Annotated in this window: 15 protein-coding genes and 1 pseudogene; 9 read left to right on the forward strand and 7 right to left on the reverse strand. The window is 57.5% G+C overall.

Annotation, left to right across the window (positions count from 1 at the left end):
* The 3 genes and pseudogenes from CFR80_RS14415 to CFR80_RS14430 all read left to right on the forward strand — a co-directional run.
* On the forward strand, positions 1–541 hold a 541-nt coding region (locus CFR80_RS14415), incomplete at its 5' end, for a Mu transposase domain-containing protein (RefSeq protein WP_408884434.1).
* Complete coding sequence (istB, locus tag CFR80_RS14420; protein WP_007396167.1) at positions 538–1,383, forward strand: IS21-like element helper ATPase IstB; 846 nt, start codon at positions 538–540, stop codon at positions 1,381–1,383. The genes CFR80_RS14415 and istB, both read left to right, overlap by 4 nt.
* Before the next feature lie 64 nt (positions 1,384–1,447).
* Positions 1,448–1,687 (forward strand): annotated as a pseudogene (locus tag CFR80_RS14430) (ATP-binding protein); the annotation flags it as partial.
* A gap of 100 nt (positions 1,688–1,787) precedes the next feature.
* Here the strand turns inward: CFR80_RS14430 and CFR80_RS14435 are convergent.
* The 4 genes from CFR80_RS14435 to CFR80_RS14450 form a co-directional block, all read right to left on the reverse strand.
* Positions 1,788–2,081, reverse strand: a complete 294-nt coding sequence (locus CFR80_RS14435) for a hypothetical protein (RefSeq protein WP_258367829.1) — start codon at positions 2,079–2,081, stop codon at positions 1,788–1,790.
* A gap of 110 nt (positions 2,082–2,191) precedes the next feature.
* Entirely contained in the window at positions 2,192–2,686 is a 495-nt protein-coding gene (locus CFR80_RS14440) for a hypothetical protein (RefSeq protein WP_019086855.1), read from the reverse strand.
* A complete protein-coding gene (locus CFR80_RS14445) occupies positions 2,686–3,513 on the reverse strand; it encodes an FAD-binding oxidoreductase (RefSeq protein ID WP_010518286.1) in 828 nt (275 codons plus the stop codon). The genes CFR80_RS14440 and CFR80_RS14445 overlap by 1 nt, the downstream gene beginning before the upstream one ends.
* A 3-nt stretch (positions 3,514–3,516) precedes the next feature.
* Positions 3,517–4,101 (reverse strand): hypothetical protein, encoded by a 585-nt coding sequence (locus CFR80_RS14450; protein WP_010518283.1) that lies wholly within the window; start codon positions 4,099–4,101, stop codon positions 3,517–3,519.
* 355 nt (positions 4,102–4,456) lie between these two features.
* Between CFR80_RS14450 and CFR80_RS14455 the strand changes: the two genes are divergently transcribed.
* Together CFR80_RS14455 and CFR80_RS14460 are read left to right on the forward strand one after the other, a co-directional pair.
* On the forward strand, positions 4,457–4,747 hold the full coding sequence (locus CFR80_RS14455; protein WP_010518281.1) for a nucleotidyltransferase family protein: 291 nt from the start codon (positions 4,457–4,459) through the stop codon (positions 4,745–4,747).
* 14 nt (positions 4,748–4,761) lie between these two features.
* Positions 4,762–5,100, forward strand: coding sequence for a HepT-like ribonuclease domain-containing protein (locus tag CFR80_RS14460; protein ID WP_026018796.1), 339 nt, complete (start codon positions 4,762–4,764; stop codon positions 5,098–5,100).
* Positions 5,101–5,353: 253 nt separating this feature from the next.
* On the opposite strand, the gene CFR80_RS14465 is transcribed toward CFR80_RS14460, so the two are convergent.
* Both CFR80_RS14465 and CFR80_RS14470 read right to left on the reverse strand, forming a co-directional pair.
* Positions 5,354–5,779 (reverse strand): type II toxin-antitoxin system VapC family toxin, encoded by a 426-nt coding sequence (locus CFR80_RS14465; RefSeq protein WP_019091967.1) that lies wholly within the window; start codon positions 5,777–5,779, stop codon positions 5,354–5,356.
* The gene (locus tag CFR80_RS14470; RefSeq protein WP_010518306.1) at positions 5,776–6,018 is read right to left on the reverse strand and encodes a type II toxin-antitoxin system Phd/YefM family antitoxin; all 243 of its coding nucleotides are present in this window, start codon (positions 6,016–6,018) and stop codon (positions 5,776–5,778) included. The genes CFR80_RS14465 and CFR80_RS14470 overlap by 4 nt, the downstream gene beginning before the upstream one ends.
* A 692-nt stretch (positions 6,019–6,710) precedes the next feature.
* On the opposite strand from CFR80_RS14470, the gene CFR80_RS14475 reads away from it, so the two are divergent.
* From CFR80_RS14475 to CFR80_RS14490, 4 genes are all read left to right on the forward strand, one after another.
* Positions 6,711–7,007 (forward strand): hypothetical protein, encoded by a 297-nt coding sequence (locus tag CFR80_RS14475; RefSeq protein ID WP_102325851.1) that lies wholly within the window; start codon positions 6,711–6,713, stop codon positions 7,005–7,007.
* Positions 7,007–10,225, forward strand: a complete 3,219-nt coding sequence (gene mobF, locus CFR80_RS14480) for a MobF family relaxase (RefSeq protein WP_110507583.1) — start codon at positions 7,007–7,009, stop codon at positions 10,223–10,225. The genes CFR80_RS14475 and mobF overlap by 1 nt, the downstream gene beginning before the upstream one ends.
* A gap of 157 nt (positions 10,226–10,382) precedes the next feature.
* Complete coding sequence (locus CFR80_RS19465) at positions 10,383–10,607, forward strand: hypothetical protein (RefSeq protein ID WP_157132996.1); 225 nt, start codon at positions 10,383–10,385, stop codon at positions 10,605–10,607.
* Positions 10,608–10,851: 244 nt separating this feature from the next.
* Complete coding sequence (locus CFR80_RS14490; RefSeq protein WP_010517031.1) at positions 10,852–11,337, forward strand: MucR family transcriptional regulator; 486 nt, start codon at positions 10,852–10,854, stop codon at positions 11,335–11,337.
* A 389-nt stretch (positions 11,338–11,726) separates the two neighbouring features.
* On the opposite strand, the gene CFR80_RS14495 is transcribed toward CFR80_RS14490, so the two are convergent.
* Entirely contained in the window at positions 11,727–13,025 is a 1,299-nt protein-coding gene (locus CFR80_RS14495) for a Fic family protein (protein ID WP_258367830.1), read from the reverse strand.
* Positions 13,026–13,104: the final 79 nt, after the last annotated feature.

The following is a 13,104-nucleotide window of genomic DNA, read 5'->3' on the forward strand; positions in this document are numbered from 1 at the left end:
GCGACCCTTCCGCTACATCCGTCAGGACTTCTTCCTTGGCCGCAGTTTCCATGATCTCGATGACCTCAACGCCCAGTTCGACGTCTGGCGCGCGGATATCGCCAACGCGCGGGCACATGCCACCACCGGGCGGATCGTGCAGGAGCATTTTGCACAGGAGCAGCCCCATCTGCATCCATTGCCTGCCCTGCGCTACGATGCTGTCCTGAGCGTCGAGCGGCGGATCAGCCGCGAGGGGATGGTGGCGGTGGCCGGCAATTATTACAGTGTGCCTGACACTGCCCGCCGTCGCGTGGTCGAGATCCAGCACCATACACATGAAGTCCTGATCTTCGAGGAAGGGAAACTCATCGCCCGGCATCCCGTGCTGGAAGGCAAAAACCGTAAGCGGATCGAGCCAGGCCACCGCAAGGCCCCACCGGTTCAACACGCCGAGATGTTGCCGACGACACCGGCGGTGCCGATCCTCCAGCGTCCTCTGGCTTTCTACGGCGCGGTGGGTGAACGCCTGGCCAACATCAATGCCAAAGGGACCGCATGATGTCTGTCACCGAACGCATCCGACAAAGCCTGCTGGCTCTCCATATGGCACGCGCCCTCGAAACGCTTGATCACACGCTGGGCAGGCTGGAAAAGGGCGAGATCAGCGCCATCGAGGCCATCGACGATCTGCTGGCCGAAGAACTGAACCTGCGCGAGGGACGGCGCATCAGCGTAGCACTGCGCACCGCCCGCCTCATGCCGATCAAAACTATCGAGAGCTTCGACTTCTCGTTCCAGCCTTCACTCGACAGGCATCGCATCACCGCGCTGGCCCAGCTCGAGTTCATCAATCGGGCCGAGGTGTTGCATTTTCTGGGCCCGCCAGGCACCGGAAAATCCCATCTGGCCACAGCCATCGGCGTGGCCGCCGTCAGGGCCGGACGCAGCGTCTATCGCTGCTCTCTGGCAGAACTGCTCGAGGCGCTCACCAGAGCCGAACGCGAGGGGCGTCTGGCCGAGAAAATTCGCTTCTACACGCGGGCTTCGCTGCTGATCGTCGATGAAATTGGCTACCTGCCAATCACGCCAGGTGGTGCCAACCTCTTCTTCCAGCTGGTCAATGCCCGCTACGAAAAGGGAGCGATGATCCTGACCTCCAATCGCGGTTTTGCCGAGTGGGGCGAGGTCTTCGGCGACCCGGTCGTCGCCACCGCGCTGCTCGACCGGCTACTTCACCATGCTGTCGTCGTCCACATCGAAGGTGCCAGCTATCGCCTGCGCCAGCATGCCGATCTGATCCCCGAGCATACACGGGCCCACGCCAATCTGATGCCACCGGCAGCGCCAAAGCGCCGCGGTAGGCCCCCAAAGCATGGAGCTATCGATCACCTCAATGGCTGATCACCATATCCGTGCTGGGGAATTTTCCGACAGCACATGTGGGGAATTTTGAAACAGCATTTACATCCTCGACGAACTGGGATACCTGCCCTTTGCCCAGTCTGGCGGACAGTTGCTGTTCCATATGATCAGCCGCCTTTATGAACAGACCTCGGTCATTGTCACCACGAACCTGTCCTTCGGTGAATGGGCCAGTGTATTCGCCGACGCCAAGATGACCACGGCACTGCTCGACCGTCTGACCCATCACTGCGACATCATCGAGACAGGGAACGAAAGCTGGCGGTTCAGGAACCGTAACTGAACCTCTCTCCAGATCCATACCTGCCCCGGCCTGTCTCCTTACGCCTACGGCTTCAGGAGACAGGCCGGGCCTTCAACAGGGGGTTAATATTGCATGCCGATCAGGGGTTATTTTTGAGTGCCGATTGACACTCGAGCGCATCGCTGTCGGACGTGCCTGCTGTCGTTGTCTCGGTGACGGCGCCGCTTCCGCTGGTGGCCTGGGCTGTCCCCGTCGTGTCCGGGGTCCAGCCACCGAGCCCCGGTTCCTGATAGGTTGCGTTGACATGTGTCGGGAGGCCGCCGGGCACGTTTACTGTCTGTGCGTGCCCGATGGGGGGCATGACGAAGCCGCACGTCACAAGGACCACGGTCGCTTGCGCCGTGCGGCGGCATGGAAAGGGGAGCCGGATCACCTTGGCCTCCTGTTGCGAGGCGGACAGGATCGGCCAGCATCATGCGACCTGTGTCAGTACTTCGTACGGCGTTTCGGTTCCGGCCGTGAGCGTGCCCGTTGTGGACACGCTCACGGCATCCGTCCGAGCGCAAATCCCGCTATCAGGACGATGGAGCTGTAGCCCAGGATGCGAAAGGCCGTCTCTAGGTTGTACCGTCTGGTCATGGCCGTGGCCTGGCTCTCGATGGCGCCCCTTAATCCTTTCGTCATATCCGCCGTGATCGTGAGGAGTTTCTTCTCGACCAGTTTTTCGTTGATGGTGCGCAGCGTGTGCACGGCTTCAATCCCGTCGCGCAACTGCTCGCGGATGACCACGGTATCGTCGGCGAGTGCCCTGCGCTGCTGCTCTGCGATCAGCCTGGCTTCCGTGACGGAACGGATCGACGCGCGTCGTGCCTCTATGGCCAGCATGCCAATCTGGTCCAGCGTGACAATCAGCGCGGAGATCACTTCCGCTTCGGGTGCGATCGGGCGGGAAATCCACTGATTGGCAACCCGCCGCAGGTTATCGACGTGCTCGGCAAACGCACGATCCGCGTCTTCGATTTCGTTCGGCGCTGTCATCACACACCAACCCCCATAACTTCTGGCAGGCCTGCGGGCATCCACGGCAGATAATCGGGGCCAAGTGCTGCAAGAAACTTCGGCACGTCGCGCCTCAGCCACCGGCTGACGCGACACCGGTCGAAAAACGAACTTGTCGGAAAGCCGTGGACCGGCCTGTTCGCCGCAAAGTCCATGAAAGACTGCCCTCGGTCCGAGACACGCTTTATCCCGTCAAGCGCAGGAAACACCCCGTAGACAGCCCCGCGGCCAAGTGCGCCCTCGATTGCGGGATATTGGAGGATATGCCGGATTTCCTCTGAAGCATCGACGCGCCCGCTAAGCAGGGCCTCGTTAATGACAATGACGGTGTTCTTGGGAATAAAGCCCCGGTTTGCCTGCAGGTCTTCAAGATAGTCGATATCGGCATGTTCCGAGCCGATCATGAAAACCGTGACAAGATTGATCCCGAGTTCCTCAAGCTGTGCAACGAGCGGGGAGGCCTTTACCAGTTCATGAACCGCCGTCCAGCCGCCACCGATGTCAAGAATCGCGTCGTTCTGGGTTTCCACCAGCTGCTCGATCCTCTGTTCCAGCCAGGCCGCCTGTCCCTTGGCCGTTATGGTCGCAGGTTCCAGGACGTAATCACCCAGAGAGGCGATAGTATTGGACTTGTTGAGTGAATCCGTATTCCAGATTTCCGGGTGGCCTCCCTGCTGCTGGGTCAGTTCCGTGAGGACCTTGAGGAATGTCGTTTTTCCAACCCTCTGGCGTCCGATTGCCATCATGAGGGTCGGTTGCGCCTTTACGGTCTCTTTCGCTGCGGTCTTCGGTTCGCGTGCCGTCATGTTTCATTCCTGATGAAAGCCGGGTTCCTGCAACCGTCGCCGGTTTTCCAGATCCCGAATGATCTCTTCGGCCCGTGCGCGACCCCGGCGACGGATTTCTTCCTCGTCCAGGTCTGCTACTGACGCCTCGGGAATGGTCGTTGGTAATGATGCGACCTGGGATGGCTTTTTTTGGAGGGAAGCAATTTCTGCCGGCACGGCTGCTTCGGCAAGAGATAGGCTTCCGTGTTTCCCGTCAATGATATCGGGTTTCCAGTCTTTAGACTGTCGACTGGGCAGGAGCTGCTTCTGGTTTTTTCGGACGATATCGTGGGATCGCCCGGCATGGGCACGCCGGACTCGAGCCCATGTCTTGGCGGCCGTCTTGCGGGTGATTTCCTTGTTCTCGACCGTTCCGGTTATCCCATCCTCGTGTGCGATCTCGATGAAGATATCCCAAGCGCGGATTGTCTGACGCGCTTCCGAGATGTCCTCGAAATTCTCCATCATCCAGCGGTAAAGTGGCGAGACTTTCTGTCCTTGCCGACCACGAATTTTTTCTCCGGCCACGCGTCGGATGAAACGGTTTCCGCCTGTCTGTGAGTCCATTTCCGTCACGTCGTTTCTCCTGCAGGCCGTGTCAGTGGCTGTACCGGTGTGAGGTAATCGCTGCGTGGACGTCGGGTGGCGCATTTTTGGTCCCGGTACGAACCCTTTATGAACCCCCACTGGACCCATTTCAACGACGTCTTGGCACCTGCCCGGGGTGGGACCGGTACCACCTTTGGAACCGGGTCGGACCCGGCCTGATAGAGGCTCTTCATACACCATTGCACCGTTGGTGCGGGACGTTCCGTAGCGACGATCTGAGGCCGAAAAAAAGATATAAAGTAATCTTTGCGCCCTTGGGGTGAGTATAGCGATCTGATAGAATAAACCGCTTTGTGGAAAGGGAGAGGTGTTCATGCGTCCGTCTGAAGCCGTTGCCCTGCATCGTCACTCCATCATTGGACTGGCCCGGCAATGGAAACTCGATAATCCCCGGGTCTTTGGCTCCGTTGTGCATGGCCTGGATCGGGATGGAAGTGATCTGGACCTGCTGGTTGATGCGCCCGAGGGAATCACCCTTTTTGACCTGGGCGGACTGCAAAGCGATCTCGAAGATCTTCTGGGACTAGCAGTTGATCTCCGGACGCCCGAAGATCTGCCCTTAGCCTTCCGGGATGAGGTTCTGTCTGAAGCGCGTGCCTTGTGAGTCGTCATTTTCGTTTGACTGACTATCTGGGACATATGCACGAGGCAGCGACCGACGCCCGCTCCTTCGTGCAAGGCATGGCGGTCGAAGATTTTCTGAAGGATCGCAGGACCCAGCAGGCCGTTGTCATGAGCCTGCTTATCCTTGGGGAAGCGACGACCAAAGTTATGGCTGCCTACCCGGATGACGTAGCGCGTTATCCGCATATTCCGTGGAGGCAAATGCGCGGAATGCGGAACCGGATCGCGCACGGCTATTTCGAGATCAATTATGGGATTGTTTGGCGTACGGTAGAAGAGGCTTTGCCTGCCCTGATCGCTCAATTGGAGCATCTCCTGCAGAGATCATCCTGAGGATTTCATTTTGAGGGCAGGATGGTGGGCTATCTGATGAACGGCTTCGGCCGTTACGTCCGGTCCCACTAAGCGGTGTCCTCAGTCCAATATGACCTACCTGTATCATGTCAGGGCGCTGACCCGTAATCGATGCAGCCTGCGTGTCAGTCCGGGGATAAAGCAAATGTGTGACTGCATGCGATCGTAATGCGTCCTGGAACCGCAATCGTAAATTCGCGATATTTTCCAATGGTCCTCAATCAAGGATCGATCATAGGAGCGTAGTCGCCAGACCGACCTGGGGCCCCGCTTCGGCAAGACGACGATCCAGGGTACATAATGTCGCGCCATGATCCGCACAAACTGCCAGATGGAGGGCGTCTCCGGCACGCAGACCCAGAGCATACTGATCGGAAAATCTTGCCGCCGTCCGGAAGTTCTGACTGGTCACAGGCATGACACCAAAGCTTTCTGTGCGAAGACGGGTGAACATGGCCAGGCTGTTTGCTCGATCTGTGACGGTAATCTGGCCCATGCGAAGCTTGATCGACAGGGCTGAAGAAAACTCGGTGACAACCCAGTCACTGATGGAAAGATCTTCAGGTGCCTGGGCGCCAAGCCAGTCCTGCATCCGGGTTGTCTCTTCCTCATTGGTCAGAGCCGCCACAAGAACCGATGTATCGAGATAAAGACTCAATACCTTGCCTCATCACGCATCGCGCGAACAGTTTCTGCAGCAGGTTCCCTTTGCGGCGTCATAATGCTGGTAAGTGAACGAAGAGCACTCACTGCAATGGGTTTACGTACTGGCTCCGCCTTGACGAGTTGTGCGACGACCTTGCCGCGACGAAGAATACGAACGGACTCTCCTTCCTTCGCCAGATCAACCAGACGACTGAGATGGGCTTTGGCTTCCACTAGGTTGACGGTCTGCATTTCGGGCTCCGAACCATTAAACTGGTCACTTTATAGCGAAAAAATGTCGCCCTACCAAACGGAATATGCGTCTGACGATGAGAGCGATGCTCGCGGAATTCAGACGAGCAGGATGATGCTTTCCTATACGCCTGGTGGGATGCCGACCCCGTTTACAAGTCCAATCCCACGTTTCTGGCAACTCTTCGTCTCGCCCGTGCTCTGGAGATTAACCCGGCGGTTTTGGTGGAGCTGGAAGAATAGCACGCCGACTGCCGAGAATCTGAATCTTATCCGGACAACAGGCTCTGTTCACGTAATAAGACATGGTGATCATCGTTGACCAAGTTGGGCATGGCTTCCCCATCTTTTTGGCAGGGGAAGCATTGGGTTGTCGATGTAGCAAGTGACATCTTATGACTACTGCCTAAACACGACGTTCGGACGGAGCCATTACCGCGTGAACGTCGCGGGGAATCAGTTCGTCAGACAAACCCGTGGTGTCACCTTGGTAGCGTCGACAAGTGCGGGATCCGTCTGGATGCGGCAGGTGCAGGTCGTAACCCGGGAGCACATGTTGATTTGCTGTTCCGGCCTGCGCAAAAGTCACCTTTTGCGCAGGCGCGGGCAATGAAAGATGCCTCGGGCAGAAGAAAATCAGTAAAGTCGCGTGATGCTACGTCACACTTTCCCATGTTCTGACGTGGGATGCGATGAAGATGAGCGAGACAACCGGGAGGCAAGGCACATTCCCAATCCGGGGCGACGACCTGTGGGAACGGCTGCGGGCGATTGAGGACAAATTGTCACTGATCATTGAACTCCTCTCGCCGGAAGATTCCGACGGGCCCACGCTTGATGAGATTCTCGGCCGATTGGTAACCTTGATCGCAGCCCAGAACCCGATGCTCAGACGTATTGATCTTACAACCGGCAGGTTGTTCGACATTCAGGAGGGGGGGACGCCCCGCTCCGCCCGGCCCGACGATGAGGATGGAGCCGATGCCTGATGATGACGTTCCGGAAAATCTCGGCTGAGAGCAGCGGTCGCCTGATCACTGCCTATTTCACGCAGGAACTGCCAGATCCAGAGCACGACTTCCGTGCCCAGCCCGGAAAAGTGCCTGACGCGGATGGTGGCCGACTGACCAGCTATTACACCGGTCGCGACGGGCGGGCCTCGTGGCGACCGGACATGCAGCCCAAGATCGCGGCGGCTCTTGGCATTGATCCGAAGACACCACCGAAGAACGCGCAACTCAATCGCCTGTTTGAAGCAAAGAGGGCCGATAATGGCGAGGACTGGTCAAGGAACGCCCGCAAGATCAGTGCCTATGATCTGACTTTGGCGCCACACAAATCAGTTACCCTTGCGGCCGAGTTCGCGCCGACCGAGGCCGAGAGGGCAGCCATCTGGCACGCCATTGATCGGGCAAACGACGCGACAATGCTCTATGTCGCGCGGGAAATCGGCTTCGCACGGCGCGGTCATGGGGGCGAAGATGGTGCCGACCCGGGCGAGGTCGCCTGGGTGTCATTCCGGCATGATACCGCGCGCCCGACAGTCGAGGCGCGTGACGCGGGGACAGGCCAGACCTATCTTATCGATACGCCAGCAGGCGGCGATCCCCATGCCCATATCCATAACGCCCTGTTCAATGTCGTGGTCACGGAAGAGGGGCATGTGGGTTCACTCGACACGAAGCGGCTGCGATCGCGCATTCACGAATTTGGAGCATATTTCCAGGCACAACTCGCTGATGAACTGCGCCGGATCGGCATCGCCCAGCAATACGATGCGAATGAACAGGCGACGGTCATCTCGGCCGTACCGCAGGATATATCGGATTTCTTCAGCAAGGGACGACGCAACGTCATCAGGGCGGCCAAGGAGTACGCCGCGGCGGAAGGAGCGGACTGGGCGCATATGCCGATCGAACGCAAGCGCCGCATCCTGTCCATGGCCGGCCTGGCAGCCCGGCTCGACAAGGACAAAGGCACGAGCGACCATGAAATATGGCGAGAACAGGCCAGGCGTCTTGGCTGGGAGGAAAAAAGCCTGCTTGGCACGCCAGTAGCGCCCGTGGGCACCAGGGAACAACGATACGATATTGCCTACCGTTTCGCTGCGCGCCATCTCGCGAGGGAGTTTGCAACAGCCGCCGTGATCGATCACGACAAGCTCAGAACGTATGCGGCCCGGGGCCTGATCGGCACCAGCATCGAGGGTGGGGTGAAGGACATTGATCATGTCGTGGCCCTTATTGAACAGTGTGGTCTCGAACTCGGCGGGGAACGGGTCTCGCTGATTCAGGAGATGCGCGGCGACAGGTTGAGGGTGACGAATTCCGCTCAGATCGCCATCGAGGAGGATCTCGCGATTCAGGCAGCTCGTGCGTCAGGAGACCGAAGCTGGGCGCTGTCGGACCGCCAGATCACGGAAGCGATCGGACGATCATCCCTCGACTTTGCAAGCGATCATGGAAAGACCCAGAAGGCCGCTATCTACGCTCTTGGCCGGGGCGGCGCGCTCTCCATGCTCACCGGTGTCGCGGGCTCCGGAAAGACGGCGCTGCTGTCTCCGCTGGTTGATGCGTGGAAACATGATACGCGTTATGACACGAATGGTCGCAGGGTTATCGGGATTGCCAATGCCTGGCGCCAGGCGGACGCATTACGTGAGGCCGGCATCTTTGACACAAGCGCTATGCTGCCTTTTCTGGCGCGGCTGGAGCGGGGTGACGTTGATGTGGACCAGAATACGGTGCTGGTGATTGACGAGGTCGGTCAGGTCGGCCCGCGCCAGATGCTTCGCCTGTTACAGTTGCAGCGTGATACTGGTTGCACGGTCAAGGCGCTGGGTGACCACGAGCAGGCGCAGAATATCGAGGCAGGAGACTCCATCGAGATGCTGCGCCGGGTCCTGGATCCGGAAGATATGCCTGAGCTTCTGTCCAGTGTCCGGCAGGTATCTGCAAGAAATCGCCAGATTGCTGATCTGTTTCGTGGCGCAGAGCCGGAAGAGAGCGATCTGGAAGCCCACGAGTTCAGGGGGGCTGCGGCAAATGCGCATACGGACGAGGAAAATGATGACGACGTCCGTAACAGGTTCCATCTGAAGGAAGTCCGGGATGCGATCGATATGAAACGGGCGGATGGAACGATCCGTCTGGTCGGTGGCGATCATGAGGAAGTCCTGCAGGATATTGCCCGGCTGTATGTCACGCGTCGCGATGCCCTGATAGCCGAGGGTGCCGGCCTGCGGCGAGGCCGGACCAAGACGATCAGCATGTCGGCGCTGACCAATCAGGACGCTGCCGATCTGAGTCGCGCAGTCCGCAGGATTCTGCAGGAGCGCGGCGAGATCTCGACGCATGAAATCACCGTGCAGGCTATTGATCAGCGTGGCGAAACCTATGATCTCGCGATTGCTACGGGCGACCGGCTTCGGCTGTATCGTCGGACATGGGGCAGCGTGGACGGAAAGGGCGCCACAGTCGGAAATAACGGTGATGTGGTGGAGGTTCTGGCTCATGGCGATGCGGGGCTTCGCGTCCGCACGAAGGACGGGCTTGTTGCCGATGTCGAATGGCGGCGGTTTCGTGATGTGAAGACAGGTCGGGTACTGCTGGGGTTCGGACATGCCATGACGATTGATGCGGCACAGGGGCTTACTTCAGATGAGCACGTCAACGCCCTGCCGCGAGGCGTCGAACTGGCGACGGGATTTACCTCATACGTCGCGGAAAGCCGGGCGCGTGGAACCACATGGACCATGATCTCCGATGGCGCGACGTTTGAGGCGGTCCGGAACCAGAGGGCGCTCGGGGATACGACGCCCATCACCAGTGACGATCTGTGGAATCACGTGGCAAAGAAAATGGCGCATAAACCATATAAATCATTGGGCACGGATCTGGTTGCCCGAACCCGCAAGGCCCGGGATGCGAGGATCCGGGAACTGATCGCGCTTGGGCGCACGCAGGAGACACTGATGAAGTCAGGTCGCCCATATGGCAGGGAGATTATTCTGGAGACCCAGGCGCGTCTGGCCGAGCGCTTGCATAAGGCGCGTCTGGCCGAGATCGACGCCAGGCTGCAGGTCATGATCAGGAACGCACCAGCGGTCATGACGGGTGCGGAACAGACGCTTCGGAGCCAACGGGCTGCTCAGGTGCTGGGCAGGCGTTCCCATGTGCCATATGCGTCGCCAGGCGCCGCCAGCTAGAGCGTCCGGCTTTCTGCTGTTCTCACCCGAATTTGGATCCTGCCGACAGTGCGCCATACCGCGACAACATCTCAGATCTGACGCACGCTTTGGTCATTTGCGCAACGAAGTCGGCTGGGTATCGTTAGGTAGGCGGGGAGCAGCAGATAGCAGGTCAATGATGGACGATGTGTCTTTCCGGGGAGATCCTGATCCGTTCGACTGTTGGTTGAAAAACGAATTGCGTGCCCGGTTCAATGATGTTGTGCGTGAACCGATCCCTGAAAGTCTGCTGCGCATTATTGGCGCGACTGAAGCTTCCGGGCATGTTCACGCCTTAAGACCTTCCCGGGCCGAGGAGGAAGCTGTGTCTGAGTGTTCTGCTGACACCAGCTCCAGATGATTTCGTATCGCAGATATGGCGTCTTGATGCTGGGCGGGAAACGGGTAACAGGATTGCTGTAGAAAGCAAGAAGTGTTGACGGTCAGATAAAATACAGATGAGCAGGCACAGGATCCTATTGGATATCTGCTCAAGAGCATACCTGTTCTGCAATCTGCCAAATCCTCGAAAACGTCGAGGACTATTTCCGATAGCGGTGTTATATACGGGGCCACAGTTTTTTCGTCTGTTAAGGTGATGGACAATGCCCGAAGAACAACAAAGACAGCTGGCGCTGACCGTGGAAATCATAACTGCTTATGTATCGGAAAATAAAATATCGCCGGATGAACTTATCAGGCTGATTAGGGCTGTTTACAATTCATTGTCCGTCCCGACTGCTTCGAACGTAAAAGAACAGATACCTGCCGTTCCCATCAAGCGGTCCGTATTTCCGGATTATATCATATGCCTTGAAGATGGGAAAAAGCTGAAAATGCTCAAACGGCATCTGCAGGCATCCTATGGCATGACGCCTGAAGAATATCGGCGGAAATGGGGACTTCCGTCTCATTATCCTATGGTCGCTCCCAATTACACAGCACGCCGATCGGAACTTGCAAGAGAGATTGGGCTGGGGCGGGATATAACGTCCACTGCCACCAAATCTGGTGATGAGGGCACGACAGAGCCTGCATTGCCTGACAGGCCGCAAGGACGCCGCCGGGGTAGAAAGAAGGCCGCCCACTAAAAGGGGAACGCGCCGCCGGACCGGGCGGCGCGGCGATCTCCTAGCTCAGGAACGCGGCAATATACGAAGGCAGCGCTTCTTCGCTACGCCGTAGGGTGCCGACTGCGGCTGTTCCTGTTTGACCGGACCATGATCCAGTTCAGGGCGTTACGTCGATAAATCCGGACGAAAGATGCCTTTTATACAATCCAGGTTGCGGATTGCGATCCTAAGCCCTTGCGTTATGCACCTTGTGGAAGAATTCAGTTCTCAGTGAAAATCCATAGGCGATGACTACAAAGTTGTGCTCTCACGAGGGCAGCCTGCCTTTTCCGCTCTGACAATCCTTTTTCAGATCCCATATCTGGTGACGGACAACTTTCTACTTATCACGGTCGGTCCACGCGCAATCATTCAGAGAATGAACGCCTCAGCGCCTCAGAGATGGCGTTCCAAAGCCTGAATTTTTCGATCATGGGATATTCTTTTTGAATCTTGCCGCTTGGTATGAAATGAGTATCCCGTAATGACCTGATGATGCGGTCGGCATCCATATCCGGCATTTCAACAAGTTCCTTGAGTGCCTGCCGGGCGTTATGGTGCGACCGGAGATATATGGCTTCCTCTTTCATGTGGTGCTTGATGGTCATCTCTAGTGCTGTGCTGAGATAGATAACGTGGGGGGCGAAATTGATATAGCGCCAGGCCGGTTTCGCCAGGTCAGGATTCGAGAAGTCGAGATTGGATTTTATCCCATCAGGATAGGTCTTCATGTCACGATCGAAAGAGACATGATCCGTGATCTGTCGCATTAGGGGTTTTGAAACCCTGTCCAGAATCTGGTCGTAGTTTCGCCTGCTCGTCGGGTCTCCAATGATGGTAGCTGAGATGGGAAGGATGATCTGGTCGGGGATGGCGCCGTCCCGCCTGAGAACGTCGTTTATCAGGAACCGGTGTACACGGCCGTTCCCGTCAGAAAGAGGATGGATGTAGACGAACCCGAAGGCTGCCACGGCGCTACGCATGACAGGAGACTGTCCTTCCGTCCTGTCGAGGAAAATTTTTAATCCTCCAAGCATATCCGCTACGTCTTGTGCGGGAGGCGCGAGGTAATGAACAACATTCTCGTACCTCATCGTGTATTCTCCAACGAATACCGGTGACAGCCGCAAGCCAAAATGCTCGGTTATTGTGACGTCACCGAGGATGTTGCGTTGCAAGTCGGCAAGGTCAGTATCTGTCAGGGGGACTGCCCCATGCCCTGTCCTCGTGGCGAGTACGTGGCTGAAGCGCTGGATCCGGTCAAGTTGGTGCTCCTCGCCTTCAATGGTGAAACTTGCCTTGCTTTCACGATTTGTCAGCCACACTGCGGCCCGGGCAAGCATGCTCTCGCCGAATTCCTGCACCAGTTCACCGTAACCGGCAGATACGTCCATCTCCGCAGCCGTCTTGAGTTGACTGGAAAGCGGGATAAAGGGACAAAAAGAGCGGTTCCCAGGCATGTTGTCACGGACGCGCCATCTGCTGACGTTGCTCATCTTGTCCGGAGAAGCTGTTACCTGAAAAGATGCATCCAGGGCGGAAACGTAGTTGCCGCCGAGGTCGACTGGCGGCAGGAGCGTTTGTCCGGTGACGAATTCATAGAGAAACGATGCCCGTCTGGCATATTGTCCGGTCGGTGCATTGTTTATACCAACGGTTATGGGCACTGACCTGTGTGAGCCCACTTTCTAAGACCGATGGATCGAATGGTGTCAGGCAAGGCGGCAAGATTATTCCAAGCGGAAC

The sequence above is a fragment of the Komagataeibacter oboediens genome, from assembly GCF_003207815.1.
GTDB lineage: Bacteria > Pseudomonadota > Alphaproteobacteria > Acetobacterales > Acetobacteraceae > Komagataeibacter > Komagataeibacter oboediens.

Coding starts and splice junctions, on each gene's coding strand:
- CFR80_RS14490 (WP_010517031.1), top strand. CDS start 10,852: ATGCCCGAAGAACAACAAAGACAGCTGGCGCTGACCGTGGAAATCATA.
- CFR80_RS14450 (WP_010518283.1), bottom strand. CDS start 4,101: ATGGACTCACAGACAGGCGGAAACCGTTTCATCCGACGCGTGGCCGGA.
- CFR80_RS14470 (WP_010518306.1), bottom strand. CDS start 6,018: ATGCAGACCGTCAACCTAGTGGAAGCCAAAGCCCATCTCAGTCGTCTG.
- istB (WP_007396167.1), top strand. CDS start 538: ATGATGTCTGTCACCGAACGCATCCGACAAAGCCTGCTGGCTCTCCAT.
- CFR80_RS19465 (WP_157132996.1), top strand. CDS start 10,383: ATGATGGACGATGTGTCTTTCCGGGGAGATCCTGATCCGTTCGACTGT.
- CFR80_RS14440 (WP_019086855.1), bottom strand. CDS start 2,686: ATGACAGCGCCGAACGAAATCGAAGACGCGGATCGTGCGTTTGCCGAG.
- CFR80_RS14445 (WP_010518286.1), bottom strand. CDS start 3,513: ATGACGGCACGCGAACCGAAGACCGCAGCGAAAGAGACCGTAAAGGCG.
- mobF (WP_110507583.1), top strand. CDS start 7,007: ATGATGACGTTCCGGAAAATCTCGGCTGAGAGCAGCGGTCGCCTGATC.
- CFR80_RS14455 (WP_010518281.1), top strand. CDS start 4,457: ATGCGTCCGTCTGAAGCCGTTGCCCTGCATCGTCACTCCATCATTGGA.
- CFR80_RS14475 (WP_102325851.1), top strand. CDS start 6,711: ATGAAGATGAGCGAGACAACCGGGAGGCAAGGCACATTCCCAATCCGG.